At 69.9% G+C, this 23,369-nt stretch carries 26 protein-coding genes; 18 read left to right on the plus strand and 8 right to left on the minus strand.

Translation table 11 applies throughout. The annotated features are described in order from the left end of the window. Position 1: 1 nt before the first annotated feature. Positions 2 to 442 carry an Hsp20/alpha crystallin family protein gene (locus DIE16_RS13180; RefSeq protein WP_044844922.1) on the minus strand — a complete coding sequence of 147 codons (441 nt, stop codon included), beginning with the start codon at positions 440 to 442 and terminating at the stop codon, positions 2 to 4. A 245-nt stretch (positions 443 to 687) separates the two neighbouring features. On the opposite strand from DIE16_RS13180, the gene DIE16_RS13185 reads away from it, so the two are divergent. Further along, the gene (locus tag DIE16_RS13185; RefSeq protein ID WP_124487560.1) at positions 688 to 1,605 is read left to right on the plus strand and encodes a 3-hydroxyacyl-CoA dehydrogenase NAD-binding domain-containing protein; all 918 of its coding nucleotides are present in this window, start codon (positions 688 to 690) and stop codon (positions 1,603 to 1,605) included. Between the two features lie 38 nt (positions 1,606 to 1,643). Here DIE16_RS13185 and DIE16_RS13190 read toward each other — a convergent pair whose 3' ends face one another. Together DIE16_RS13190 and DIE16_RS13195 are read right to left on the minus strand one after the other, a co-directional pair. Continuing rightward, positions 1,644 to 1,925: a DUF4148 domain-containing protein gene (locus tag DIE16_RS13190; protein ID WP_124487561.1), complete on the minus strand. Its 282-nt coding sequence runs from the start codon at positions 1,923 to 1,925 to the stop codon at positions 1,644 to 1,646. A 171-nt stretch (positions 1,926 to 2,096) separates the two neighbouring features. Continuing rightward, on the minus strand, positions 2,097 to 2,945 hold the full coding sequence (locus DIE16_RS13195) for a LysR substrate-binding domain-containing protein (RefSeq protein ID WP_039322076.1): 849 nt from the start codon (positions 2,943 to 2,945) through the stop codon (positions 2,097 to 2,099). Positions 2,946 to 3,278: 333 nt separating this feature from the next. On the opposite strand from DIE16_RS13195, the gene madL reads away from it, so the two are divergent. From madL to DIE16_RS13250, 11 genes are all read left to right on the plus strand, one after another. After that, the gene (gene madL / locus DIE16_RS13200) at positions 3,279 to 3,674 is read left to right on the plus strand and encodes a malonate transporter subunit MadL (protein WP_044844919.1); all 396 of its coding nucleotides are present in this window, start codon (positions 3,279 to 3,281) and stop codon (positions 3,672 to 3,674) included. Positions 3,675 to 3,685: 11 nt separating this feature from the next. Continuing rightward, positions 3,686 to 4,453 carry a malonate transporter subunit MadM gene (gene madM, locus DIE16_RS13205; RefSeq protein ID WP_124487563.1) on the plus strand — a complete coding sequence of 256 codons (768 nt, stop codon included), beginning with the start codon at positions 3,686 to 3,688 and terminating at the stop codon, positions 4,451 to 4,453. 169 nt (positions 4,454 to 4,622) lie between these two features. Then, positions 4,623 to 6,296 (plus strand): malonate decarboxylase subunit alpha, encoded by a 1,674-nt coding sequence (gene mdcA / locus DIE16_RS13210; RefSeq protein WP_124892397.1) that lies wholly within the window; start codon positions 4,623 to 4,625, stop codon positions 6,294 to 6,296. A gap of 10 nt (positions 6,297 to 6,306) precedes the next feature. Next, complete coding sequence (gene mdcC, locus DIE16_RS13215) at positions 6,307 to 6,621, plus strand: malonate decarboxylase acyl carrier protein (RefSeq protein ID WP_044844916.1); 315 nt, start codon at positions 6,307 to 6,309, stop codon at positions 6,619 to 6,621. After that, positions 6,618 to 7,553 (plus strand): biotin-independent malonate decarboxylase subunit beta, encoded by a 936-nt coding sequence (locus DIE16_RS13220; protein ID WP_124892398.1) that lies wholly within the window; start codon positions 6,618 to 6,620, stop codon positions 7,551 to 7,553. Before mdcC ends, DIE16_RS13220 begins: the two co-directional genes overlap by 4 nt. Continuing rightward, positions 7,540 to 8,247, plus strand: coding sequence for a biotin-independent malonate decarboxylase subunit gamma (gene mdcE, locus DIE16_RS13225; RefSeq protein ID WP_124892399.1), 708 nt, complete (start codon positions 7,540 to 7,542; stop codon positions 8,245 to 8,247). Before DIE16_RS13220 ends, mdcE begins: the two co-directional genes overlap by 14 nt. After that, complete coding sequence (gene mdcG, locus DIE16_RS13230) at positions 8,234 to 8,902, plus strand: malonate decarboxylase holo-[acyl-carrier-protein] synthase (protein WP_124892400.1); 669 nt, start codon at positions 8,234 to 8,236, stop codon at positions 8,900 to 8,902. Before mdcE ends, mdcG begins: the two co-directional genes overlap by 14 nt. Further along, complete coding sequence (gene mdcB / locus DIE16_RS13235) at positions 8,899 to 9,765, plus strand: triphosphoribosyl-dephospho-CoA synthase MdcB (RefSeq protein ID WP_124892401.1); 867 nt, start codon at positions 8,899 to 8,901, stop codon at positions 9,763 to 9,765. Before mdcG ends, mdcB begins: the two co-directional genes overlap by 4 nt. After that, positions 9,762 to 10,694 carry a malonate decarboxylase subunit epsilon gene (gene mdcH / locus DIE16_RS13240; protein ID WP_124892402.1) on the plus strand — a complete coding sequence of 311 codons (933 nt, stop codon included), beginning with the start codon at positions 9,762 to 9,764 and terminating at the stop codon, positions 10,692 to 10,694. The genes mdcB and mdcH overlap by 4 nt, the downstream gene beginning before the upstream one ends. A gap of 161 nt (positions 10,695 to 10,855) precedes the next feature. Then, the gene (locus DIE16_RS13245) at positions 10,856 to 11,377 is read left to right on the plus strand and encodes a phospholipase D-like domain-containing protein (RefSeq protein ID WP_124523563.1); all 522 of its coding nucleotides are present in this window, start codon (positions 10,856 to 10,858) and stop codon (positions 11,375 to 11,377) included. Positions 11,378 to 11,552: 175 nt separating this feature from the next. Beyond that, complete coding sequence (locus DIE16_RS13250) at positions 11,553 to 12,221, plus strand: phosphoribosyltransferase (protein WP_124892403.1); 669 nt, start codon at positions 11,553 to 11,555, stop codon at positions 12,219 to 12,221. Here the strand turns inward: DIE16_RS13250 and phaZ are convergent. Next, positions 12,208 to 13,431: a polyhydroxyalkanoate depolymerase gene (phaZ, locus tag DIE16_RS13255; RefSeq protein ID WP_124571579.1), complete on the minus strand. Its 1,224-nt coding sequence runs from the start codon at positions 13,429 to 13,431 to the stop codon at positions 12,208 to 12,210. The two genes, DIE16_RS13250 and phaZ, sit on opposite strands and share 14 nt — an antisense overlap. Before the next feature lie 181 nt (positions 13,432 to 13,612). On the opposite strand from phaZ, the gene DIE16_RS13260 reads away from it, so the two are divergent. After that, positions 13,613 to 14,242: a glutathione S-transferase family protein gene (locus DIE16_RS13260; protein ID WP_124892404.1), complete on the plus strand. Its 630-nt coding sequence runs from the start codon at positions 13,613 to 13,615 to the stop codon at positions 14,240 to 14,242. 343 nt (positions 14,243 to 14,585) lie between these two features. Then, on the plus strand, positions 14,586 to 14,783 hold the full coding sequence (locus DIE16_RS13265) for a hypothetical protein (protein WP_044844954.1): 198 nt from the start codon (positions 14,586 to 14,588) through the stop codon (positions 14,781 to 14,783). Between the two features lie 117 nt (positions 14,784 to 14,900). On the opposite strand, the gene proP is transcribed toward DIE16_RS13265, so the two are convergent. Next, positions 14,901 to 16,385 (minus strand): glycine betaine/L-proline transporter ProP, encoded by a 1,485-nt coding sequence (proP, locus tag DIE16_RS13270; protein WP_124892405.1) that lies wholly within the window; start codon positions 16,383 to 16,385, stop codon positions 14,901 to 14,903. A 540-nt stretch (positions 16,386 to 16,925) separates the two neighbouring features. Here proP and DIE16_RS13280 point away from each other — a divergent pair. After that, on the plus strand, positions 16,926 to 17,258 hold the full coding sequence (locus DIE16_RS13280; protein ID WP_044844907.1) for a YnfA family protein: 333 nt from the start codon (positions 16,926 to 16,928) through the stop codon (positions 17,256 to 17,258). Positions 17,259 to 17,298: 40 nt separating this feature from the next. Here DIE16_RS13280 and dnaQ read toward each other — a convergent pair whose 3' ends face one another. The 3 genes from dnaQ to DIE16_RS13295 are packed head-to-tail and all read right to left on the minus strand — an operon-like array spanning position 17,299 to position 19,336. Further along, on the minus strand, positions 17,299 to 18,033 hold the full coding sequence (dnaQ, locus tag DIE16_RS13285; RefSeq protein WP_124892406.1) for a DNA polymerase III subunit epsilon: 735 nt from the start codon (positions 18,031 to 18,033) through the stop codon (positions 17,299 to 17,301). A 50-nt stretch (positions 18,034 to 18,083) separates the two neighbouring features. Next, positions 18,084 to 18,527, minus strand: a complete 444-nt coding sequence (gene rnhA / locus DIE16_RS13290; RefSeq protein ID WP_044844905.1) for a ribonuclease HI — start codon at positions 18,525 to 18,527, stop codon at positions 18,084 to 18,086. Then, complete coding sequence (locus DIE16_RS13295) at positions 18,524 to 19,336, minus strand: class I SAM-dependent methyltransferase (RefSeq protein WP_044844904.1); 813 nt, start codon at positions 19,334 to 19,336, stop codon at positions 18,524 to 18,526. The genes rnhA and DIE16_RS13295 overlap by 4 nt, the downstream gene beginning before the upstream one ends. A gap of 18 nt (positions 19,337 to 19,354) precedes the next feature. Between DIE16_RS13295 and gloB the strand changes: the two genes are divergently transcribed. From gloB to DIE16_RS13310, 3 genes are all read left to right on the plus strand, one after another. Then, entirely contained in the window at positions 19,355 to 20,161 is an 807-nt protein-coding gene (gene gloB / locus DIE16_RS13300; protein ID WP_124892407.1) for a hydroxyacylglutathione hydrolase, read from the plus strand. 151 nt (positions 20,162 to 20,312) lie between these two features. Beyond that, positions 20,313 to 21,881: a transglycosylase SLT domain-containing protein gene (locus DIE16_RS13305; protein WP_124487579.1), complete on the plus strand. Its 1,569-nt coding sequence runs from the start codon at positions 20,313 to 20,315 to the stop codon at positions 21,879 to 21,881. A 152-nt stretch (positions 21,882 to 22,033) separates the two neighbouring features. Next, entirely contained in the window at positions 22,034 to 23,266 is a 1,233-nt protein-coding gene (locus DIE16_RS13310; RefSeq protein WP_124523552.1) for a nitrate/nitrite transporter, read from the plus strand. Positions 23,267 to 23,369 lie beyond the last annotated feature (103 nt).

Raw genomic sequence — 23,369 nt, forward strand, 5'->3', positions numbered from 1 at the left:
GTTACTGAACGGTGATCGCGCGCGGCTTCGAGGCCTCGCGCCGGCCGACGCGAATCAGCAGGCAGCCGTTCTCATAGCGGGCGCTGACGTTGTCGGCGTCCGCGTTCTGCGGCAGCTCGACCACGCGGCGGAACGCGCCGTGAAAGCGCTCCTGCGCGTAGGTGCGTACGTCGTCGCCGGCGTCGTGCGGTGCGGGTTTGCGCTCGCCGCTGATCGTCAGCAGGTCCTTGTCGATCGAGACGTCGAAGTCGGCCGCGGCCATGCCGGGAGCGAACGCGACGATCTCGATCGCGTCGTCGGTCGCGCCGACGTTCAGCGCGGGGAACGCGCTCGGCCGCACCGCGCGGATGCCGGTCGGGGGCTCGCCGAACAGGCTCGCCATCTGCCGCTGCACCCGGGCGAATTCGTCGAACAGGTCGTGACCGAAATGAATACCGCTCATGAGGATCCTCCGGAACATGAGACGCGAAAGACACGATGGCGCGACGCCGATGGCGAGTGCGACGCACGGTTTTCCGCTGAGTCGAAACGGGGGCAGTGCGCGTGACGGGCACTGCCTGGCAACGGGTAATTAGAGGCCGCCGCGGTGGATTTCAAGAGGGAAAGTGCAATCGGCATCAACGCGTCGTGACGGGGATCGATGCGACAATCGTCGCGCTATCCACAGACCACGGAGACGGAACGGACATGGAGATTCAACGCATCGCGATCGTCGGGGCCGGCGTGATCGGCGCGAGCTGGGCGGCTTTCTATCTGTCGAAGGGCTTCGACGTCGTCGCGACCGATCCCGCACCGCAGGCCGACGCGCGGCTGCGCGACGCGCTCGCGGCCTTCCTCGGCGAGCGGGCCGCCGAACTTTCCGCGCGGCTGTCGTTCGACGCCGATCTCGTGCGCGCGCTCGACGGCGTCGATTTCGTGCAGGAAAACGGCCCCGAGCGGCTCGACCTGAAGCGCGCGCTGTACCGGCAGATGGACGACGTGCTGCCCGCGCGCGTGCCGATCGCGTCGAGCTCGTCGGGCCTGAAGATGTCCGAGATCCAGACCGCGTGCGACAGGCATCCGGAACGCTGCCTGATCGCGCATCCGTTCAACCCGCCGCACCTGATTCCGCTCGTCGAGCTGGTCGGCGGCAGCGCGACCGACCCGAGCGTGATCGCGCGCGTGAAGGCGTTCTACGACGCACTCGGCAAGCAGACGATCGTGCTCAACAAGGAGATGACCGGCCACGTCGCGAACCGGCTCGCGGCCGCGCTGTTTCGCGAGGTGTATCACCTCGTCGGCGAAGGCGTGGTGAGTGTCGCCGATGCGGACAAGGCGGTCGCGTGGGGGCCGGGCCTGCGCTGGGGCTTGATGGGGCAGTGCCTGACCTATCACCTCGGCGGTGGCGCGGGCGGGATCGCACACTTCCTCGAACACCTGTCGGGGCCGATCACGACGTGGTGGGACGACCTCGGCACGCCGTCGTTCGATCCGGCCGTCGATCGCAAGCTGAACGACGAACTGCGCGCGATCCAGGGCGAGCGTTCGATGCAGGAACTGGCGGCCGAGCGCGACCGGCTGCTCGTCGAGCTGATCGACGCGCGCCGCCGCAGCTTCCTGCCCTGAGCGCGTCGCCGCGCGGCGTTCCGGTCGCGCCGGGAAGGCTATTGCTGCAGGGCCGTTTGCGGTGCCGGCTGCGGCGTCTGCGCGAGCCACGCGGGCAGCGCGGCCTGCACCAGTTCGCGATTGCGCGCGCGCGTCGCGGTATCCGGCGGATAGTTACCGTCGTTGGTCGGCAATTCGCCGTCGAGGTAGGCCTGCTTCAGCTGGGCGACGACTTCCGCGCGCGTGAGGCCCTGCGCGGGGGCGGCGGCATCGGTTTGCGCAAAGGCGGGGGACAGCAGCGCGGCTGCGGCGGCCGCGACGGCGATTCGCACGACGTTCATGGTGTGCTCCGATCAAGGGGACGGGACAGCGGACGCGCGGCACACTGCCGTGCGTTCCGATGCGGCCCATTGTCGCGAGCGGGGACTGCGCGGACGCTGACGCGTTCCGGGCAAGATGGTCAGTTGCGCGCGAACACCGCGGCGGCGTTGGCGTGAAGGCGGCAGCCAGCCTTACAGCTCGGCCGCCGCCGCGATCAGCGTCGCTTCGAGCGCGAGCGTCGAGCGCGACGCGGCCGCCGGCCGGTCGATCACGTATTCGAGTTCGCCGAGTTCGGGGAGCCCCGCGTCGAGCCGCGCGAGCCCGGCCGGAATCACGTAGCCGGCGAACGCGCTGACGCCGAGCCCCGCGCTCGCGGCCGCGCGCAGCACCGCGATGCTGCTGCTCACGACGGCGATCCGGTAAGGGCGGCCGACCGCCTCGAGCGACTCGAGCACGCGGCGGCGCGATACGCTCGGCTCCGGATGCATCGCGAGCGGCAGCACGGCCTCGTGGCCGGTGATCCGCGAATCGGGGCCGGTGCACCAGTACAGCGGTTCGCTGCGGATCACGCGGCCGCGCCGGCTGCCCGCGACGCGTTTCGCGAACACGAGGTCGTGACGGCCTTCGTCGAGCGCATCGAACAGGTCGCCCGACAGCCCGGTCGAGATCGCCAGCTCGACTTCCGGATTGCGCTGCACGAAGCTCGCGAGCGCGGCCGTCAGGTGCGCGGACGCGAAATCCTCCGACATCGCGAGCCGCACCTTGCCCGACAGCGGCGGGCCACACACCGACGTGACGGCCTCGTCCATCAGCTCGAGGATGCGCACCGCGTAGCGGAACAGTGCATCGCCGTGCTGCGACAGGTGCACGTTGCGCGTGTCGCGCTCGAACAGCGGCCGGTCGAGCAGTTCCTCGAGGCGGCGAATGTGCTGGCTGACGGTCGACTGCGACAGGCTCACGCGTTCGGACGCGGCGGTGAAACTGCCGGACTGGGCGACGGCGACGAAGCTGCGCAGCAGCTCGGGCGGTAATGGACGCATTGCTAAATCCACTGAATCGGTTTCGACAACTTCATAAATGGCCGGATGGTGCGGCGCTAGTATCGGATCACGCGCTGGTGCGGCCCATGCAAACGGGGCGCACCGGACGCGTAGCCCGTGTCGCGCCGCCGGCTCCATCGGTCAGTCTAAGCCATCCGGCGTCCGGCCCGAAACCGCATCATCCCATCGACCGCCTGAGAACGCGCTCGCACGACGAGCCGCCGGGCCGCGGCGCCCCGCCGCAGGAGACACCCAGTCCGCGCCCGGAACCGGCATGCGGGCCCGACTCCCGCACGCGTCAGGCACCCGTCACGAAGAGACTGGAGACGACTCATGATCATCTACGGAACCGCGCTGCTGGCGTTCTGCCATCTGGCCGGACTGTTCCTCGGCGACCTGCTGGGCGCAGCGATCGGCGTGAAGACCAACGTCGGCGGCGTCGGCATCGCGATGCTGCTGCTGATCTGCCTGCGCCTGTGGCTGCACCGGCGCGGCTGGCTGCCGAAGGAGACCGAGGCCGGCGTCGGTTTCTGGGGCGCGATGTACATCCCGGTCGTCGTCGCGATGGCCGCGAACCAGAACGTCGTCGCCGCGCTGAAGGGCGGGCCGGTCGCGCTGCTCGCCGCCATCGGCGCGGTCGCGATCTGCGCATGCTGCATCGCGGTACTCGTGCGCACCGGGCGCGACGACACGGCCTTCGCGGGCGTGCCGCAATTCGAAGAACAGTAACGGAGGCCGCGATGCTGCAGATGCTCGAAAAAACCGTCGCCCACAACGGGCTCGTCGCGTCGTTCGCGCTGGTCGGCCTGATCATGTGGCTGTCGTCGCTCGTGTCGCGCAAGCTCACCTTCGGCCGCGTGCACGGCTCCGCGATCGCGATCGTGATCGGCCTCGTGCTTGCGTACGTCGGCGGCGCGTTCACCGGCGGCGAGAAGGGGCTGGCCGACGTCAAGCTGTTCGCCGGCGTCGGCCTGATGGGCGGCGCGATGCTGCGCGATTTCGCGATCGTCGCGACCGCGTTCGAAGTGCAGCCGACCGAGGCGCGCAAGGCCGGCCTCGTCGGCGTCGTGTCGCTGCTGCTCGGCACCGTGCTGCCGTTCATCGTCGGCGCGTGCATCGCGCGCGCGTTCGGCTATACCGATGCGGTCAGCATGACGACCATCGGCGCGGGCGCGGTCACCTACATCGTCGGGCCCGTCACGGGCGCGGCGATCGGCGCGAGCTCCGACGTGATCGCGCTCAGCATCGCGACGGGCCTCGTGAAGGCGATCATCGTGATGGTCGGCACGCCGGTCGCGGCCAACTTCATGGGCCTGAAGACGCCACGCTCCGCGATGATCTTCGGCGGCCTCGCCGGCACCGTGAGCGGCGTGAGCGCGGGCCTCGCGGCGACGGATCGCCGGCTCGTGCCGTACGGCGCGCTGGTCGCGACGTTCCATACCGGCGTCGGCTGCCTGCTCGGGCCGTCGGTGCTGTTCTTCACGACGCGCGCGCTGGTCGGCGCATAGCCGCCCAAGCGTGCGATCCGGGCGACCGGTGCGCAAGCGCCGGCGCGCGCGGGCCGCGGCGGGGCCGCATCCATCGCGGCGTCCTCTGAGTCGCATTCGTCAACATCATCAATCGGCGGCGGCGCCAGGCTTAGAATGCCGCTGAACCATCGAAGCGGGAGAACTGTTCATGACGGGATGGAATCACGCGCGGCAGGCGCGCGATGCACGCCTCGCGGCCGGCGCGGCTTTCGCGTGGCCCAAGGCCACTTCCTCCGGGGCGCGCGGCAAGCGGGTCGATGCGCGCGACACCGTCGCGTTGCTCGAAGCGGTGCTGCGGCCCGGCGACCGCGTTTGCCTCGAAGGCGACAACCAGAAGCAGGCCGACCTGCTCGCCACCGCGCTCGCCGACGTCGACAGCGCGAAGATCCACGACCTTCACATGGTGCAGTCGGGCGTCGTGCTGCCCGAGCATCTCGACGTGTTCGAGCGCGGCATCGCGAAGCGTCTCGACTTCGCGTATTCGGGCCCGCAGTCGCAGCGCATCGCGAAGCTGCTGTTCGGCGGCAAGATCGCGCTCGGCGCGGTGCACACCTATCTTGAACTGTTCGCCCGCTACTTCATCGATCTCACGCCGCAGGTCGCGCTGATCGCGGCGGTCAGCGCCGATGCCGACGGCAACCTGTACACCGGCCCGAACACGGAAGACACGCCGACCGTCGTCGAAGCCACCGCGTTCAAGGACGGCATCGTGATCGCGCAGGTCGACCGCATCGTCGACAAGGTGCCGCGCGTCGACATTCCGGGCGATCGCGTGCATTTCGTCGTCGAGGCCGGCCGGCCGTTCTACGTCGAGCCGCTGTTCACGCGCGACCCGGCCGCGATCACCGAGACCCAGATCCTGACCGCGATGCTCGCGATCAAGGGCATCTACGAACCGTACGGGATCAAGCGCCTGAACCACGGGATCGGCTTCAACACGGCCGCGATCGAGCTGCTGCTGCCGACCTACGGCGCGAAGCTCGGGCTGAAGGGCAAGGTCTGCACGCACTGGGCGCTCAATCCGCACCCGACGCTGATTCCCGCGATCGAATCGGGCTGGGTCGAGCAGGTTCACTGCTTCGGCTCCGAAGTCGGGATGGACGACTACATCCGCGCGCGCTCCGACGTATGGTTCACGGGCCCCGACGGGTCGCTGCGCTCGAACCGCGCGTTCTGCCAGACCGCCGGCCTCTACGCATGCGACATGTTCATCGGCTCGACGCTGCAGATCGACCTGTCCGGCCATTCGTCGACGGTCACGGCCGAGCGGATCGCCGGGTTCGGCGGCGCGCCGAACATGGGCAGCGACGCGCGCGGCCGGCGCCATCCGAGCGAGCCGTGGCTGAAGGCCGGCGCGGAAGCCGACCCCGACACGCCGGCGGCGCTCAGGCGCGGCCGCAAGCTGGTCGTGCAGATCGGCGAGACGTTCGGCGACAAGAACGTGCCGATGTTCGTCGAGAAGCTCGACGCGCTGAAGCTCGCTGACAAGCTGCAGCTCGACCTCGCGCCGATCATGGTCTACGGCGACGACGTCACGCACATCGTCACCGAGGAAGGGATCGCGAACCTGCTGATGTGCCGCGACAAGGACGAACGCGAGCACGCGATCCGCGGCGTGGCCGGCTATACGGAAGTCGGCCGCGGGCGCGATCGCAGGCTGGTCGAGCGGCTGCGCGAGCGCGGCGTGATCCGCCGCCCGGAGGATCTCGGTATCGATCCGCTCGACGCCGACCGCCGCTGGCTTGCCGCGCGCTCGATCAAGGATCTCGTGCACTGGTCGGGCGGCCTGTATGCGCCGCCGGCCCGGTTCCGCAACTGGTGAGGACAAGGGCATGGAACAGTTGAACTATCGCTTCACCGCGCGCGAACGCGCGCAGGGCGAACTGGCCACGGCGCTCGTCGGCGTGGTCGCGTCCGGCAATCTCGAGGTGCTCGTCGAGCGCGTGCTGCCGGGCAACGAATGCGAGATCGATATCCGCACCGCGGCGGTCGGTTTCGGCGCGGTGTGGCAGGCCGTCGTGTCGGACTTCGTCGAACGGCGCGCGCCGGGCGGCCTGAAGCTGTCGATCAACGACGGCGGCGCGCGGCCCGACATGGTGTCGCTGCGGCTCGCGCAGGCCGTGCGCGCGATCGAGGGAGGCGCATGATGACCGACGCGATCCAAGACGCACCCGCATTCGTCGCGAACCGCGCGAGCTGGTACGAAGCGTCGGCGCGCCAGCGCGTCGACGGGCTGCTCGACGCGGGCAGCTTCACGGAATTTCTCGGGCCGGGCGATCGTGTGACGAGCCCGCACCTGCCGTTGTTCGACCTGCCGCAGCAGTTCGACGACGGCATGGTGGTCGGCCGCGGCCGGCTCGACGGCACGCCGGTGTTGGTCGCCGCGCAGGAGGGCCGCTTCATGGGCGGCGCGTTCGGCGAAGTGCACGGCGCGAAGCTCACGGGGCTGCTGCGTGCGGCGCGCGACCTCGGCACGCCGGTGCTGATCCTGTTCGATACGGGTGGCGTGCGGCTGCAGGAAGCGAATGCGGGCGAACTGGCGATCGCCGAGATCATGCGTGCGCTCGTCGAGGCGCGCGCGGCCGGCGTGCCGGTGATCGGGCTGATCGGCGGGCGCGCGGGCTGCTACGGCGGCGGCGGCCTGCTCGCCGCGTGCTGTTCGGCGCTCGCGGTGTCGGAGCAGGGGCGCATCAGCGTGTCGGGGCCCGAGGTGATCGAGACCAATCGCGGCGTCGAGGAATTCGATGCGAAGGACCGCGCGCTGATCTGGCGCACGATGGGCGGCAAGCACCGCCGGCTGATCGGCGGCGCGGACCGCTACGTGGCCGATACGCCCGACGCGTTTCGCGCGGCCGCGCTCGACCTGATCGGCCGTGCGCCGAACTTCGACGCGGCGATGCTGCGCGCGGAGCAGGCGCGTCTCGAAGCGCGTGTCGAACGGTTCGGCGCATGCAAGGACGCGCTCGACGTGTGGCGCGCGCTCGGCGCGAGCGAGCCGGAAGCGATTCCCGGCATGCCCGACGATGAATTCGCGAAGCTCGCCGATCAACTGCAGGAGCCGCAGCATGACGCTCGATGAAGTACTGACCTCGCTGTTCCCGAACGGCCACGCGATCACGCGGACCGGCGGCTTGCTGGCGGGCCACGCTGATCTGACCGGTACGCGCGTCGACGTGATCGGCGTCGCCGATCGTCTGCCGTTCGGCATCGACGAAGCGGTGACGCTTGCGTCGCACGTGCTCGACACGATCGGGCGCGGCGGCGACACGCCGATTCTCGTGCTCGTCGACAGCGACAGCCAGCGGATGAGCAAGCGCGACGAACTGCTCGGCCTGAACGAAGGCTTGTCGCATCTCGCGAAATGCCTGATGCACGCGGAGCTCGACGGGCACCGGACGATCGGCCTGCTGTACGGCCATACGGCCGCGGGCGCGTTCATCGCGACCGCGCTCGCGACGCGCACGCTGCTCGCGTTGCCGGGCGCGGAGCCGGAAGTGATGGACCTGCCGTCGATGTCGCGCGTGACGAAGCTGCCGATCGACGTGCTGAAGGAGATGGCGCGCTCGACGCCGGTGTTCGCGCCGGGGCTCGACAATCTCGTGAAGATGGGCGCCGTCGACGCCGTGCTCGACCCGGCACGCGCGCTCGACGCGCAGGTCGCCGAATGGCTCGGCAAGCCGGCCGATCGCAACGACGTGCGTGCGGCGCGCGGCCGGCCGGTCGCGGCCGACGTCGCGCGGCGTGTCGAGGCACTCGCGCGTGCCGCACGCTGACACGCCGCTGCGCCGCCACACGCTCGTCACGCTGACGGCGGCCGGGTGGGGCGCGGCCTGCGCGCGCGATCCCGCGCTGGCGGCCGATCCGCTCGTGCAGGCGTGGGCCGCGCACGGCTGGCCGCTGATCGTGCGCCGCGCGTCGCCCGACGAGGCCGATGCTGGGCGCATCCCGCTCGGCTTGCCGCTGCCGCCTTCGGCGGGCAAGCGGCGCATTGCACTGAACGTCGCCGCCGACGCGCTCGCGTCGGTCGGTCCGCTGCCCACGCTCGCCGATGTGCTCGCTGTCGCGCCCGACGCATGGCATGCGACGCTGCGCGACCTGGCTGCGCTCGGCGCCCGCTGCGGCGTGCAGGGCCGCGTATTCGGCAGCCTCGCATGGCAGGCGCTGACGGGCGAGCGCTACCTGAGCGCGTCGTCCGATCTCGACCTCGTGTTTCCGCTGCCTGACGCCGCATCGCTCGCCGCGCTGCTCGACGGCCTGGCGACACTCGACGCACGCGCGCCGATGCGCATCGACGGCGAACTGCTGCGCGACGACGGCGCCGGCGTGAACTGGCGCGAGCTGCATGCGCGGCTGCCTGAAGTCGCGGTCAAGACGGCGATCGCCGTCGAATTGATGCCTGCCGACGCATTCACCGGAGGCACGCGATGAGTGCGTGGGCCGCCTGCCGTGCACCGGCGCCGTCCGATGCCGAGCGCATCGCCGAACTCGCCGAGCACAGCCTCGTGCTGGAAATCGACACCTATCCGAAGCCGGGCCTCGTCAGTCACGTCGACACCGGCAGTCACGCGGACATGGATGCCATGATGTTCGTGCGCAGCGCGGCCGTGCTGCGGCCGTACTTCGCGGAGCTCGCCGAAGCCGGTGCGCGTGACGCCGACATGGCCGTGCTGCGCAAGATCGGGCTGCGCGCGGAACACGCGATGCTTGCCGCGACCGGCGGCGTCAACACGCATCGCGGCGCGATCTTCGGGCTCGGGCTGCTGTGCGCGGCCGCCGGCCGCCGCACGGTGCCGGGCACCGCGGCACGCACGCTGACGCTCGGCGCGTTCGTCGCGCGGCGCTGGGGCACCGAGATCCTCGGCGGCCCGCGGTTGCCCGACAGTCACGGTGAGCGCGCGAGCCGCCGCTACGGCGTCGGCGGCGCGCGTCGCGAGGCGGCCGACGGGTTCACGACCGTGTACGACGTCGGGCTGCCGGCCCTGCGCCGCGCGCGGCGCTGCATGCCGGACGATCCGGAGGCCGCGCGCGTCGACGCCTGCTTCGCGCTGATCGCCGCGCTCGACGATACGAACCTGCTGCACCGCGGCGGGCAGGCCGGCCTCGATTTCGCGCGCGCCACGGCACGCGCATTCGTTGCCCGCGGCGGCATCCGCGCCCGCGACTGGCGACTGCGCGCGGCCGCCGCGCACCGCGCGTTCGTCGCGCGCCGGCTGAGCCCGGGCGGCGCGGCCGACCTGCTGGCGATGAGCGTGTTCGTCGATGCGCTCGAGACGAACGAGGCGGGACGATGACGCTGGCGATCCTCTGTTCGGGGCAAGGTGCGCAGCGTGCGGACATGTTCGAGCTGACCGGCGCGGTGCCGCAAGCCGATGCGCTGTTCGCGCACGCCGGCCGGCTCCTCGGCGACGATCCGCGCGACTGGGTGCGGCACGCCGAACCGGATGCGCTGCGCGAGAACCGCGCTGCGCAGATCCTCTGCACGGTGCAGGCGCTTGCGGCGACGATGTTGCTCGAGGCGATGTGGCCGCGGCGTCGTTGCGTCGCGGGGTACAGCGTCGGCGAAGTCGCATCGTGGAGCGTCGCGGGGATGATCGATCCGCACGACGCGCTGGCGCTGGCCGAGGCGCGCGCGCGCGCCATGGATGCCGCGAGCGGCGGCGATGAACGGATGGCATTCGTGCGCGGGCTCACGCGTGCGCGGCTCGCGCAACTCTGCGACGGCCGCGATGCGGCGATCGCGATCGCCAATCCGGGCGATGCTTACGTGCTGGCCGGGCGGCAGGCCGACGTCGCCGCGGTGGCCGACGCCGCCGCACGCGACGGTGCGCTGCGTGTCGCGCCCGTGTGCGTGCGGATCGCGTCGCACACGCACCGGCTCGCGGCGGCGGTGCCCGCGTTTCGCGCATCGCTGGCCGCCGTGAACGTGCGCCGGCCGCTGCCCGGCACGCGACTGTTTTCGGGGATCGACGGCGCGTCGGTGCTCGATGTCGACGCCGGGCTCGACAAGCTCGCGCGCCAGATCGCGGAGCCGGTCGAGTGGGCGGCCTGTCTGGCCGCGTGCGTCGAGGCCGGCGCGACCGCGTTTCTCGAACTGGGCCCGGGCCGCGCACTGGCCGAGATGGCGGGCAGCGCGTATCCGGCGCTGCCGGCACGCAGCGTCGCGGATTTCCGTTCGGTCGACGGTATCGCGAGCTGGCTCGCGCGCGTCGCGGCCGGCTGACCGGCGGCGTGCAAGCGGCCGGATCACGCGCCGGAACCGCTTCAAGTCCGCTTCGAATTCCGCTTCGAAATCCGCCTGCCGACCGGTCGTTCCGCGCCGGGTGTTGCGCCGGCGCAGCAGCGCTGCAGCAGGCGCTTGTCATGCGAATTGGCGTCGCTACAATGGCGCCCGCCATGAGACCAGCCGCCTTCCTCGTCACCGCGCTTTGCTGTGCGGCGACCGCCCACGCCAGCCCGATTCCGTCCGACGCCGCCGCGGTCGGCAGGTACTTTTCGTATGACAATGCGGCGGCCGACGCGACCGTCGACCTGATCGGTCAGGCGCAGCGTCGCGTGCTGCTGGCCGGCTACGCGTACGTGCCGCCAGCGGTCGCGGCGGCGCTGCGCGCGGCGCGTTCGCGCGGGATCGACGTGCGGGTCGTGCTGGTGCGCTCGTCGCGCGCGGGCAAGTACAGCGGCGCGGGCTATCTGAAATCGGCCGGCATCGACGTCGCGATCGATTCGCGGCACGGCGACCCCGCACCGCGTTTCGTGATCGTCGACGACAGCGTCGCGCTGACGACGCTGTCCGACGACGCGGCCGCGCACGCGGAAACGGTCAACGTGTTCCAGCGCGCGCCGGAACTCGCGCAGTCGTACGCGCAGTCGTTCTGGCGGCTGTATCGGCAGGCCGGCGGGCTCTGAGCGCTTGACGGCGGCCCGCCCCGGGCGAACGCCACCCATCCTTTTCCGTGCCGCGATCCGCCTGCCGCGCACGCCGGTATGACCCCGCTTGCATCGGCGTGTCCGATGAACCATGCTCGTTGAACAGGTGCCGGCGCGCAGGTCGCGCATCCGGCCCAACGGCAGGGAGCCGATCTTGACCGAGTGTTTTGCCGATCGCGCCGACGCGGGTCGTCAGCTTGCGCTCGCGCTGCACGACTATGCGGGGCGTCGCGACGTCGTCGTGCTCGCGCTGCCGCGCGGCGGCGTACCGGTTGCATTCCCGATCGCGCAGGCGCTGCGCGCGCCGCTCGACGTGCTGGTCGTGCGCAAGCTCGGCATGCCCTCCGATCCCGAATTCGCGATCGGCGCGATCGCGACCGGCGGGGCGATCCACCTGCAGCACGCGGCGATCCGCGCGATGGGCGTGTCCGATTCCCAGCTGGCCGACGTGATCGTGCGCGAGACCGCCGAACTGCAGCGCCGCGACACGCTGTATCGCGGCGCGCGGCCGCCGCTGCCGGTCGACGGCCGCATCGCGATCGTCGTCGACGACGGCATCGCGACCGGCGCGTCGATGCGCGTCGCACTGCAGGCGCTGCGCAAGCGCCATCCCGCGCGCATCGTGGCCGCCGCACCCGTCGCGCCGGCCGGCGCCCAGCATGCGTTCGACGATCTGGCCGATGCGTTCGTGACGGTGTCGCAGCCGCTGCGCTTCTTCGGGATCAGCCAGTTCTACACGCGTTTCGACCAGACCGGCGACGACGAGGTGCGCGCGCTCCTCGATGCGGCCCACGGGCCGGACGACGACCTCACGTCCGCCTGACCCGGCGCCGGCGCGATATCGGGCGAACGGCTTCGGCCTGCGCGAACACGCGCTGCAGCGCCGGATGGACGTTGCCGTGCCAGCGCGCGCCCGTGAACAGCCCGTAGTGATCGCAGTCGTCGATATCGAGACGCTGGCGCTCGCCGGCCTTGAGGCCGCGGCACATGTCGAGTGCCGCATGGGTCTGGCCGGCGCCGGTGACGGCGTCGCAACCGCCTTCGACCGTCAGCAGCGCGACGCCGCGCAGCGCGGCCGGCTCCACGCGCTGGCCGCCGACTTGCCACGTGCCGTTCGCGAGGCACATCCGCTGGAACACGATATCCACGGTGTCCAGGAAGTATTCGGCCGGCATGTCGAGCAGCGCCGTGTATTCGCGCAGCGCGCGCCGCGCGTCCGCCAGCGCCGTCAGGTCGAAGTGCGACGCGGCGCGCGCGTAGTCCTCGATCAGCGTCAGGAAGCGTTGCGGATACAGCAGCGCGATCTCGCCCTGCTGAAGATAGGTCGGGAACACGTGCCGGCCACGGCCGGGGAAGCGGGGCGGCACGATGTCGATCAGGTGGCGGCGGCACCACGTGAGCGAACGGGACGCGGCCGTGGTGCCGAGCGTGGTCGGGTTGATGCGTGCGTCGAGCGGCCCGCCGATCAGCGTGACGCTCGCGGGCGGTGCGTGGCCGCGCGCGGCGCGCAGCGCGAGTGCACCGAGCGCGGGAACGGTGGCCTGGCATACGGCGACGACGTGCAGCGGCCGGTCGTCGCGGGCGAGCGCGTCGACGAAGCCGTCGAGCGTCGCCACGTACTCGTCGAGCCCGAAGCGGCCCGCCGCGAGCGGGACGTCGCGCGCATTGACCCAGTCGGTCACGCAGACGTCGCCGTCCGCGAGCAGCGCCTCGACGGTCTCCCGCATCATCACGGCCGCGTGCCCCGCGAGCGGCGCACACAGCAGCACCGCGCGCCGCGCATCGTCGCGTGCGAAGCGCCGCAACTGACAGAACGGCGTGCGCGCGACGATCCGCTCGTCGACGGCCGGCCGCCGGATCTCGAAGCGCGGCGGCCCGGCGGCCGGCCCGAGGAGCGGTTCGAACAGGTCGTCGTAGCACGACGACACGGCGTGCGGCAGCGTCGCGGCGGGCCATACGTCGAACGCGTGGCGCGTCGCGTCGCGCCAGGCGCGCATCCATTCCCGCTGCTGCTCGACGACGTCGTACCACATGGCGAACCTCGAGGCGGAAGGGGGGGAATCTGCATTATGGTCACTCCGGGCGCGCAGCGGGTGTCGGAAACGTGACCGGACGACGCGGATTTCGCCGCGCGTTTCGGCGGCATCGCGCTAGGCACCGGCGCACGGCGCTGCTACAGTCGTCGGTCCCATTCCCTCAAGCGGAGCGTTTGCGATGAAGCTGATCGGCATGCTGGATTCCCCGTTCGTGCGCCGTGTCGCCATATCGGCGAAGCTGCTCGACCTGCCGTTCGAACACGAGTCGGTCTCGGTGTTTCGTCAGTTCGACCGGTTCCGGTCGTTCAGCCCGGTCGTGAAGGCGCCGACGCTCGTGACCGACGACGGTGCGACGCTGATCGATTCGTCGCTGATCGTCGACTACCTCGACCATCGCGTCGCGCCGGAGCGGCGCCTGTTGCCCGACGCCGCCGACGCGCGGCTGCGCACGCTGGTGCCGGTCGGCCTCGCGCTGGCGGCGGCCGAGAAGACGGTGCAGGTGGTGTACGAGCACGCGTTGCGACCGACCGACAAGCAGCACGCGCCGTGGCTCGAGCGCGTGCTGAGCCAGCTCGAGGCTGCGTACGGCGAACTCGAGCCGCTCGTCGCGGCCGCGAACGGCTGGTTCGGCGGCGCGCGGCTGCTGCAGTCCGACGTGACCGTCGCCGTCGCCTGGCGCTTCACGCAATTCATGGCGGCCGATTACCCGGCGCTCGCGCGGATCGATCCGGCCCGGTATCCGGCGCTGGCCGCGCATTCGGCGCGTGCGGAAGCGCTGCCGGCGTTTGTCGAGACGCCGCTCGCCTGAATCCGGCGTCGATCGCGGCGGCACCGGAACGACGGCGGGCGAGGGCGGCGCGTCCGGCCCCGCCGCGTCGGAACCGGGCCGGCATTCGGCGCGTATCGACCCAACCGCAGTCCGCGGCGCGTCCGACCGCGCGTTATTGTTCGGCGCGACGTGCTGAAAACCACGTCGCGCCGCTGCGTCTTATGCGTCCGCGCGCTCGTGCGCTGCCCGCCCGGCCCCGTCCGGCAAGGACGTGCCGATTGTTCTCCGCCGCTGACAAGTGACTTCGCATTCGCGCTGTTTATCCGGATGCGGGCCGTCCCTAGAATCCACTCCATCGAATATGCATTGCCTGATGGAGCCGATGATGAGAGCGCTGATCGAATCGAGTCTGTACCACCCGTCCGTCGTGTTGCCGCTTGCCGCGCTGACGCAGCTGATGGTCGAGCGCGACTTCAATCTCGGCCAGGTCGGCCTGATCGTCGCCGCGCGGGGCGCGCAGGCAGCCGTGTCGCGTTCGCGTGCGCTGATCTTCTGCCGCCACTGCGAAGCGCACGCATGAACCCGCGTCGCATCGTCGGATGAAAAAACGCCCGGCCGGCGCAAGCCGGTCGGGCGGATCGGGTTCGATCGAGCCCCGGCTTCGGCCGGGGCTTTTTCATGGGCGAGCGGGCGACGCTCAGGCGCGCGCGGGCGACACGACGCCGTAGATTTCCGCGTCGTCTTCCTCGCGCAGCTGGCGCGCCAGCTGGTGTGCCTCGCGGCGCGACGCGACGGCCGGCGGCGAGCCCTTGAGCGGCTGGCGTGCGGTTTCGGCGAGTGCGACGACCGACACGATGCCGATCACGGCCGCGCCCATCATGTAGTACGCGGGCATCATCAGGTTGTGGGTCACGTCGACGAGCCACGCGGTGACGAGCGGCGTCGTGCCGCCGAACAGCGACACCGACACGTTGAAGCCGATCGCGAGCGCGCCGTAGCGGATCTCGGTCGGGAACAGCGCCGGCAGCGCCGACGGCATCACACCGGTGAAGCACGACAGCAGCACGCCGAGGATCAGGAGGCCGCCGAACACCGACGCGGTGGTGCCCGCATGAATCAGCATCATCGACGGGATCGACAGCGCGAGCAGGCCGACGCAGCCGGCCAGCATCACGGGCTTGCGGCCGACCTTGTCCGACAGGCGGCCGGCGGCGAGCGTCAGCGGCATCATCAGCACCATCACGATCAGCACCAGCACGAGGCTGTGCGACTCGTCGAAGTGCAGCGTCGACGACATGAAGCTCGGCAGGTACGACAGCACCATGTAGTCGGTCACGTTGAAGATCAGCACGAGGCCGACGCAGAGCAGCAGCGCGCGCCAGTTGCGCATCAGCGTCTCGCGGAAGCGCGCTTTCGGCACGGCCTTGTCCTGCGCTTCGCGCTCCTCGGCCTGGCGCTTGAACGCCGGCGTTTCCTCGAGCTTCATCCGGATGTACAGGCCGATCAGGCCGAGCGGGCCCGCGATCAGGAACGGCACGCGCCAGCCCCACGACAGCAGCGCTTCCTGCGACAGCGACGCGGTGAGCAGCGCGACGACGCCGGCGCCCATCACATAGCCGATCAGCGTGCCGAACTCGAGGAAGCTGCCCATGAAGCCGCGGCGCTTGTCGGTCGAGAACTCGGCGATGAAGGTGGCGGCGCCGCCATATTCGCCGCCGGTCGAGAAGCCCTGCACGAGGCGGGCGACGAGCAGCAGCACGGGCGCCATGATGCCGATCGACGCGTAGCTGGGGATCAGGCCGATCGCGAAGGTGCCGACGGCCATCATGATCATGGTGGCGGCGAGTACGCGCTGGCGGCCGATGCGGTCGCCGAGCGGGCCGAACACCATGCCGCCGAGCGGGCGCACGAGGAACGCGGCCGCGAACGTGCCGAAGGTCGCGAGCAGCTGCGCGGACGGGCTGCTGGACGGGAAAAACACTTTACCGAGCGTGACGGCGATATAGCTGTAGACGCCGAAGTCGAACCATTCCATCGCATTGCCGATGGCCATCGCGCTGACGGCGCGCTTGAGCAGGCTCTGGTCGACGACGGTAATGTCGTCCGCGGCGAGCGGAGCGTCGCCGGACGACGTGGAGGAAGAAGCAGCGGTCGGGCTGACGTGTGTTGCGGTCAAGGTCATGCACTCCTTTGACTGCGCCGGAACGGGCGGGCCGTCCGACACGGTTTGCCGGCGAGCGCGATGTCGTGTGCTGCGCGTCGGGGCAGGCCATTTAAGCGCTTACTGCACATGAGGCGGTAAAGGGCCGTAAGGGACTGCTTCGACGCGGGCCCGATGGGCCGTCGCGACGGTGCGCTCATGAAGAATGGGCCGCGTGATGCGAGCGGCAGATGCCGGCGCGGACGGAGTCCGGCGTTCCGGCAAGCGCCCCGGAGGGGCAACGAAACGAGAAAAGCGGGCCTGTCGGGCGGGCTTTCCTGTGGATGCAATTTCGGTCGAAGCACCGGCCCGCAATGCGCGGACGGACTTCTTGCGAAATCGAATAGACAGAGATTGAATGTTGAAACAGGCGACATGATAGCACGATGACAGACGATCGTGCAAATTGCCTGGAATCCCCCGTCTGGCGGCGGTTCCGGCGGGGTCGGCTCCGGTATGATCGGCGGCGCGCGGCGGGGTCGCGCGGGCCCGCCGGATGGGGCCGAATTTGCGAGGAACCGGATGACCGAACTGATCAGGATTGCGGCGTTGTTCGCCGTCACTGCACTGGCCGAGATCGTCGGCTGCTACCTGCCGTGGCTCGTGCTGAAAGGGGGAAGGCCTGTCTGGCTGCTGGTGCCGGCCGCGCTGTCGCTCGCGTTGTTCGCGTGGCTGCTGACGCTGCACCCGAGCGCGGCGGGGCGCACGTATGCGGCGTACGGCGGCGTGTATATCGCGGTGGCGCTGATCTGGCTGCGGGCGGTCGACGGCATCGCGCTGACCCGCTGGGATGTGGCGGGTGCGATGCTCGCGCTCGGGGGGATGGCCGTCATCGCACTGCAGCCGCGCGCTTGAGCGCGGCTGCAGGCACGGCTTCGGCGCGTAAGACGCCGCGTCAGGCGGCTTCGGCGGCGTCCGCGTCGGCGGACTTGCGCCATACGCAGGCGCCCTTGACCGACTTGTCGAGTTCGTCGAGCTGGGCCTGGTGAGCGGCCAGTTCTTCGTCGCTCGCCGCGAGCACCGGCAGGTCGAGCGACGCGAGCGCCACGCGCTGGCCGTTCGCCGCGCCGCCGTCGGCGCCTGCGTCGTCGAGCATGTCGATCACGAGGCTGTCCTGGCCGCGCGTCATCGCGAGATAGACTTCGGCGAGCAGTTCCGAGTCGAGCAGTGCGCCGTGCAGCGTGCGGTGCGCGTTGCTGATGCCGAACCGGTCGCACAGCGCGTCGAGCGAATTGCGCTTGCCCGGGAACATCTGTTTGGCCTGCACCAGCGTGTCGATCACGCCGCCGCAATGCTCGGTGAACGGCGGCAGGTCGAGTCGCGCGAATTCGGCGTCGAGAAACCCGAGGTCGAACGGCGCGTTGTGGATGATCAGCTCGGCGTCCTTCACGAAGTCGCGGATCTGATCGACGACTTCCGCGAACTTCGGCTTGTCGCTCAGGAATTCGGTCGTGAGGCCGTGCACGGCCAGCGCGCCCGGATCGCTGTCGCGCTCGGGGTTCACGTAGATGTGCAGGTTGTTGCCGGTGAGCCGCCGGTTCAGCAGCTCGACGCAGCCGATTTCGATCAGGCGGTCGCCCGTGCGGGGGTTCAGGCCGGTGGTTTCGGTATCGAGAATGATCTGGCGCATGTCGGATAAATCGGGAAAGACGGTAGGGCGGCCTGCGTTCAGGCTGCGATTCAGGCCGCGAGCGATGCGACGCCGCGGTTCGCGAGCGCGTCCGCGCGTTCGTTTTCGGGATGGCCCGCATGACCCTTCACCCAGCGCCACTCGACCTCGTGCTGTGCGACGAGCGCGTCGAGCCGCTTCCACAGGTCCGCGTTCTTCACCGGGGTTTTCGCCGCGGTGACCCAGCCCTTCTTCTTCCAGCCGTGGATCCACTCGCTGATGCCTTTCTGCACGTACTGCGAGTCGGTATGGACGATCACGCGGCACGGCCGCTTCAGCGCCTCGAGCGCGGCGATCACGCCCATCAGCTCCATGCGATTGTTGGTCGTGTTGGGCTCGCCGCCGAACAGTTCCTTTTCGCGGTCGCCGTAGCGCAGCAGTGCGCCCCAGCCGCCGGGGCCGGGGTTGCCCTTGCAGGCGCCGTCGGTATAGATGTCGATGGTGTCGGTGGTCATGAGTGTTCTTGATGGGTGGTCGGGGTGGCCGCCGGCGTCAGGCCCGGCGCGAGCACGGGCTTCTTCATCTTGATCGGGCCGACGAGACGCATGCCGCGCACGCGCTTGACGGCGGTGACCATGTAGACGGCGCCGAAGATCGGCCACCAGCGGTCGCCGGCGGCTTCCATGAAGCCGTAGCGGGCAAGCCATTTGTCGGTGACGAGCGGCGGCCGGTAGCAGCCGAAGCGGCCGCGCTCGAGATCGAAGCCGAGCAGCTTGATCCAGTCCTTGAGCCGGATGAACGCGATCTGGTCGCGTGCGGCCGGCACGAACGGGCGGTTGGCCATGCGCCCGAACGACTGCCGCATGCCCCACAGGCTCAGCGAATTGAAGCCGGTGATCACGAGCTGGCCTTCCGGCATCAGCACGCGTTCGGCCTCGCGCAGCAGGCGGTGCGGGTCGGACGTGAATTCGAGCGTATGCGGCATCACGATCAGGTCGACGCTCTGCGACTCGAACGGCAGGTCGAGCAGGTCGCACCAGGTCGTGCTGCGATCGGCCGGCGCATGCTCGGGCGCATGCGCCTCGCGCGCCCACGGATACTGGTAGGGCGCGCTCGCGCCGCTCGCCGGGTCGAGCACGAGGCCGCGATACGGCATGCGGTTCTCGCGCAGCGCGTCGAGCTGCGGCAGGCCGAGCTGCAGCGCGTGAAACCCGAAGACGTCGGACACGATCCGGTCGAGCTGCGCCTGCTCCCAGTCCAGCACGTAGCGGCCGGGTGGCGAGTCGGTCCAGGCGGGCCAGTCTATAATTTGACGATCGGACATAACGATGATTGCGTGCCCATGAACGAGCTGGAATATGTGCCGGTGCCGGCATTCGAAGACAACTATATCTGGCTCGTCTCGGACGGCCGCGATGCGATCGCCGTCGATCCGGGTGAAGCCGCGCCGGTACGCCGTGTTCTTGCCGAACGCGGCTGGCGCTTGACCGCTATTTTACTCACGCACCATCACGCCGACCACGTCGGCGGTGTCGCGGCGCTGCGCGATGGCCAACCGGACGATGTGCCGCTGGTCGTTTATGGCCCGGCGGAAGAATCGATCGACGTGGTCACGCGCCCGCTCGCGGGCGGCGATCGCGTGACGCTCGGCGCACCGGCGCTTGTGTTCGACGTGCTCGACGTGCCGGGTCATACGCGCGGCCACATCGCCTATTTCCAGGCGGCCGGGCAGGGCGCGGCCACGCCTCACGTGTTCTGCGGAGATACACTGTTCTCATGCGGTTGCGGCCGGCTGTTCGAAGGCACGCCCGCGCAGATGCTCGCGTCGCTCGACGCGCTCGCGGCGCTGCCCGGCGACACGCGCGTGCATTGCGCACACGAATACACGCTGTCGAACATCCGCTTCGCGCTCGCGTGCGAACCGGGCAATGCGGCGCTCGCCGCCTGGCGCGACGATGCGCAGGCGCTGCGCGCGCGCGGCGTGCCGACGCTGCCCACGACGATCGCGCACGAACGTGCCGTCAACCCGTTCATGCGGTCGGACAGCGCGGCCATCCATGCGACGCTCGAGGCCGAGCTGCACGAAACGGTGCCGGATCGACTGGCGGCATTCACGCTGATGCGCGAGTGGAAAAACCGGTTCCGATGACGATTTCGGGAGGACTCCAAACCTCAGGTAGCGTCTGTAAAAATTGCTGCAAATGTAGGATTTCGCTGAGTTTTCGGTGTTTTTATTGACGTGAAGCACGCACTTCCGTAGTATCGCCAGCAATTTCCAGCCGTCGGAAGCCGAGATTTTCATGCGACTTATATTGAGTGCGATGGTGGTCCTGCTGCTCGCCGCTTGCGCGAGCCAGGCCCCTGTCGCCAACAACGCCGCCGATTCGCAGGCGACGTCCAACTACCTCCGTAAATCAGCCACCGCCAAAGAAACTGTCGACGTCGACAAGCAATCCGTCGGCGACCTGACCAGTGCGGACTCCGATCTCTGGGGCCGTATTCGCCGCGGCTTCCAGATGCCCGACCTGCAGAGCGACCTCGTCGACATGCAGACGACCTGGTACACGCAACGTCCCGATTACGTGCAGCGCATGACCGAGCGCTCGCAGAAGTACCTCTATCACATCGTCGAGGAGCTCGAGGCGCGCCACATGCCGACCGAGCTCGCGCTGCTGCCGTTCATCGAGTCCGCGTTCAACCCGCAGGCGCTGTCGGTCGCGAAGGCGGCCGGCATGTGGCAGTTCATGCCGGGCACGGGCCGCACGTACAACCTGAAGCGCAACATGTGGCAGGACGAGCGTCGCGACGTGCTCGCGTCGACGAGCGCCGCGCTCGACTACCTGTCGCGCCTGCATGACATGTTCGGCGACTGGTATCTCGCACTGGCCGCGTACAACTGGGGCGAAGGCAATGTGCAGCGCGCGATCGCGCGCAACCAGGCGGCCGGCCTGCCGACCGACTACCAGAGCCTGCGGATGCCGAACGAGACGCGCAACTACGTGCCGAAGCTGCAGGCGGTGAAGAACATCATCGCGAATCCGCAGCAGTTCGGCCTGACGCTGCCGGAGATCCCCAACCACCCGTATTTCGTGACGGTCACGACGGCGCGCGACATCGACGTGGCGGTGGCCGCGAAGCTCGCGAACCTGTCGCTCGACGAGTTCCGCTCGCTGAACCCGTCGTTCGCGAAGCCGGTGATCCTCGGCGCGACCGAGCCGCAGATCCTGCTGCCGTTCGACAATGCGGCGGCGTTCGAGAAGAACCTGAAGGCCTACAACGGCCAGTTGTCGACGTGGACCACCTATACGGTGAGCGAGCGCGCGCGCCCGGCCGCGATCGCCGAGAAGATCGGCGTGGATGCCGACACGCTGATGTCGGTCAACAAGATTCCGGCCGGCATGCGCCTGAAGCCGGGCTCGACGATCGTCGTGCCGCGCGGCGATGACGACGACGAGGACATCAGCGCGGACGTCGCGGAAAACGGCGTGCTCGCGATGGAGCCCGACGTGCCCGACACGCGCAAGATGCTGATCCGCGTGCGCCGCAAGCAGTCGATGGCGGCGATCGCCGGCCGCTACGGCGTGTCGGTCGCGCAGCTGAAGGCATGGAACCGCACGCATCGCGATCTCGCGATGCCGGGCCAGGCGCTCGTGCTGCACGTGCCGGTCGGCCGCGCGGTGCCGGCTGAGCCGGGGCCGGAGCGGATCGCGACGTCGACCGCCGGCGCGCATATCGAGCGCGCGAGCCTGTCCGTCGGCGGCAAGTCGCGCGGCGCGAAGCACGGTGCCGCGAAGCCGGCGGCCCGTGCGGCCAAGGCCGCGCCCGCGAAGGCTGCACCGAAGGCCGCTGCGCACAAGGGCAAGAAGTAACGCGGCCGCGATCGCGGCGCGGCGGCCCGACCGGGCCGCGCGATTGCGTTATCATCCGACGAAACGCGTAGCAACGCCGTCACCGAGGTGACGGCGTTTTCGTTTGTGCGCGGCAGCGCGACTGCCGCTGCGCGCAGTCACAAGGAGAAGCGATGTCGTCGGTGCAGGTGAGGGTGCTCGCGCTGTTTGCGATCGGATATTTCGTGTCGTACGTGTTCCGCGGCGTCAATCTCGGCTTCGCGCCGTTCGTCACGCACGAGCTCGGGCTGTCGGCCGCCGATCTCGGGCTGCTCACCAGTCTCTATTTCCTCGGCTTCGCCGGCGCGCAGATTCCGGCCGGCGTGCTGCTCGACCATTTCGGCCCGCGCCGCGTGGCGGCCGGGATGCTGCTGTTCGCGGCCGCCGGCGCCGCCGTGTTCGGTATCGCGCACGATCTCGGCACGATGATGGTCGGCCGGCTCCTGATCGGCGTCGGCGTATCGGTGTGTCTCGGCGCGGCGTTCAAGGCGCTCGCGCAGCATTTTCCGGTCGGCCGGCTTCCGCTCGTCAACGGTCTCGTGATGGCTGTCGGCGGCCTGGGTGGTGTCGCGGTCGGCTCGCCGCTGACCTGGCTGCTCGGCGTGACGAGCTGGCGCGTGATCTGCGGCGGCCTCGCGGTGCTGACGATCGTCGTCGCGGCCGCGATCGGCCTCGGTGCGCCGGAAGCCGAGCGGCCGCGTCAGCAGGGCGGGATCGTCAGCCAGTTCAAGGGCACGTGGCACATCCTGGGCAGCCGTGCGTTCTGGAAGATTTCGTCGTTCTCGATCGTCACGCAGGGCGTGTTCTACGCGATGCAGTCGCTGTGGGTCGGCCCGTACCTGCGCGACGTCGCGGGGTTCGATGCGCAGCACGCCGCGCGGCTCGTGTCGGTGCTCGGCTTCGCGATGATGGCGGGCTGCGTCGGCTTCGGCGCGGCGGCGCGCGTGCTCGAGCGCCGCGGGGTGTCCGTCCAGGCATTTTGCGGCATCGGCATGGCGCTGTTCGTCGCCACGCAGGGCGCGATCGTCGCGCGCGTGCCGCTGCCGCCGGCCGTGCTGTGGGCGGCCTACGGGATGTTCGGCGGCGTCGGGATCCTGACCTACGCGGTGCTGGCCGGTCACTTTCCGGCGCATCTGATCGGCCGCGCGAATACGACGCTGACGCTCGTGATCTTCGTGCTGATCTTTGCGTTCCAGATCGGCATCGGCGCGGTGCTGTCGCACTGGCCGGCCGTCGACGGCCATTACCCGGCCGCCGCGCACGTTACCGCATGGAGCGTGCTGCTCGCGCTGCAGCTCGCGAGCGCGGTCTGGTGCGTGTGGCCCGCGCGCAGCGCTGGCAAGCACGTTGATCCGGCGGTACGCTGACGGGTAGGGCGGCTGCGGAAACGGGGCCGCAGCAACGAGTGTCGTGCGCGACTGCGCGCCGTCACGCGCGCCGCATGCACGATCGGACGGCCATATCGATTGA

Source organism: Burkholderia sp. Bp9090 (assembly GCF_003857985.1).
Lineage (GTDB): Bacteria > Pseudomonadota > Gammaproteobacteria > Burkholderiales > Burkholderiaceae > Burkholderia.

What these genes read in the sequence shown, in the direction of transcription:
- rnhA (WP_044844905.1), bottom strand. Translation starts at nt 18,527, where the DNA reads ATGACCACCGACACCATCGACATCTATACCGACGGCGCCTGCAAGGGC.
- phaZ (WP_124571579.1), bottom strand. Translation starts at nt 13,431, where the DNA reads ATGTGGTACGACGTCGTCGAGCAGCAGCGGGAATGGATGCGCGCCTGG.
- DIE16_RS13295 (WP_044844904.1), bottom strand. Translation starts at nt 19,336, where the DNA reads ATGTCCGATCGTCAAATTATAGACTGGCCCGCCTGGACCGACTCGCCA.
- DIE16_RS13305 (WP_124487579.1), top strand. Translation starts at nt 20,313, where the DNA reads ATGCGACTTATATTGAGTGCGATGGTGGTCCTGCTGCTCGCCGCTTGC.
- DIE16_RS13260 (WP_124892404.1), top strand. Translation starts at nt 13,613, where the DNA reads ATGAAGCTGATCGGCATGCTGGATTCCCCGTTCGTGCGCCGTGTCGCC.
- DIE16_RS13265 (WP_044844954.1), top strand. Translation starts at nt 14,586, where the DNA reads ATGATGAGAGCGCTGATCGAATCGAGTCTGTACCACCCGTCCGTCGTG.
- DIE16_RS13220 (WP_124892398.1), top strand. Translation starts at nt 6,618, where the DNA reads ATGATGACCGACGCGATCCAAGACGCACCCGCATTCGTCGCGAACCGC.
- mdcC (WP_044844916.1), top strand. Translation starts at nt 6,307, where the DNA reads ATGGAACAGTTGAACTATCGCTTCACCGCGCGCGAACGCGCGCAGGGC.
- dnaQ (WP_124892406.1), bottom strand. Translation starts at nt 18,033, where the DNA reads ATGCGCCAGATCATTCTCGATACCGAAACCACCGGCCTGAACCCCCGC.
- gloB (WP_124892407.1), top strand. Translation starts at nt 19,355, where the DNA reads ATGAACGAGCTGGAATATGTGCCGGTGCCGGCATTCGAAGACAACTAT.
- mdcH (WP_124892402.1), top strand. Translation starts at nt 9,762, where the DNA reads ATGACGCTGGCGATCCTCTGTTCGGGGCAAGGTGCGCAGCGTGCGGAC.
- mdcA (WP_124892397.1), top strand. Translation starts at nt 4,623, where the DNA reads ATGACGGGATGGAATCACGCGCGGCAGGCGCGCGATGCACGCCTCGCG.
- proP (WP_124892405.1), bottom strand. Translation starts at nt 16,385, where the DNA reads ATGACCTTGACCGCAACACACGTCAGCCCGACCGCTGCTTCTTCCTCC.
- mdcB (WP_124892401.1), top strand. Translation starts at nt 8,899, where the DNA reads ATGAGTGCGTGGGCCGCCTGCCGTGCACCGGCGCCGTCCGATGCCGAG.
- DIE16_RS13185 (WP_124487560.1), top strand. Translation starts at nt 688, where the DNA reads ATGGAGATTCAACGCATCGCGATCGTCGGGGCCGGCGTGATCGGCGCG.
- DIE16_RS13280 (WP_044844907.1), top strand. Translation starts at nt 16,926, where the DNA reads ATGACCGAACTGATCAGGATTGCGGCGTTGTTCGCCGTCACTGCACTG.
- mdcE (WP_124892399.1), top strand. Translation starts at nt 7,540, where the DNA reads ATGACGCTCGATGAAGTACTGACCTCGCTGTTCCCGAACGGCCACGCG.
- DIE16_RS13310 (WP_124523552.1), top strand. Translation starts at nt 22,034, where the DNA reads ATGTCGTCGGTGCAGGTGAGGGTGCTCGCGCTGTTTGCGATCGGATAT.
- DIE16_RS13245 (WP_124523563.1), top strand. Translation starts at nt 10,856, where the DNA reads ATGGCGCCCGCCATGAGACCAGCCGCCTTCCTCGTCACCGCGCTTTGC.
- madM (WP_124487563.1), top strand. Translation starts at nt 3,686, where the DNA reads ATGCTGCAGATGCTCGAAAAAACCGTCGCCCACAACGGGCTCGTCGCG.
- DIE16_RS13190 (WP_124487561.1), bottom strand. Translation starts at nt 1,925, where the DNA reads ATGAACGTCGTGCGAATCGCCGTCGCGGCCGCCGCAGCCGCGCTGCTG.
- DIE16_RS13180 (WP_044844922.1), bottom strand. Translation starts at nt 442, where the DNA reads ATGAGCGGTATTCATTTCGGTCACGACCTGTTCGACGAATTCGCCCGG.
- madL (WP_044844919.1), top strand. Translation starts at nt 3,279, where the DNA reads ATGATCATCTACGGAACCGCGCTGCTGGCGTTCTGCCATCTGGCCGGA.
- DIE16_RS13195 (WP_039322076.1), bottom strand. Translation starts at nt 2,945, where the DNA reads ATGCGTCCATTACCGCCCGAGCTGCTGCGCAGCTTCGTCGCCGTCGCC.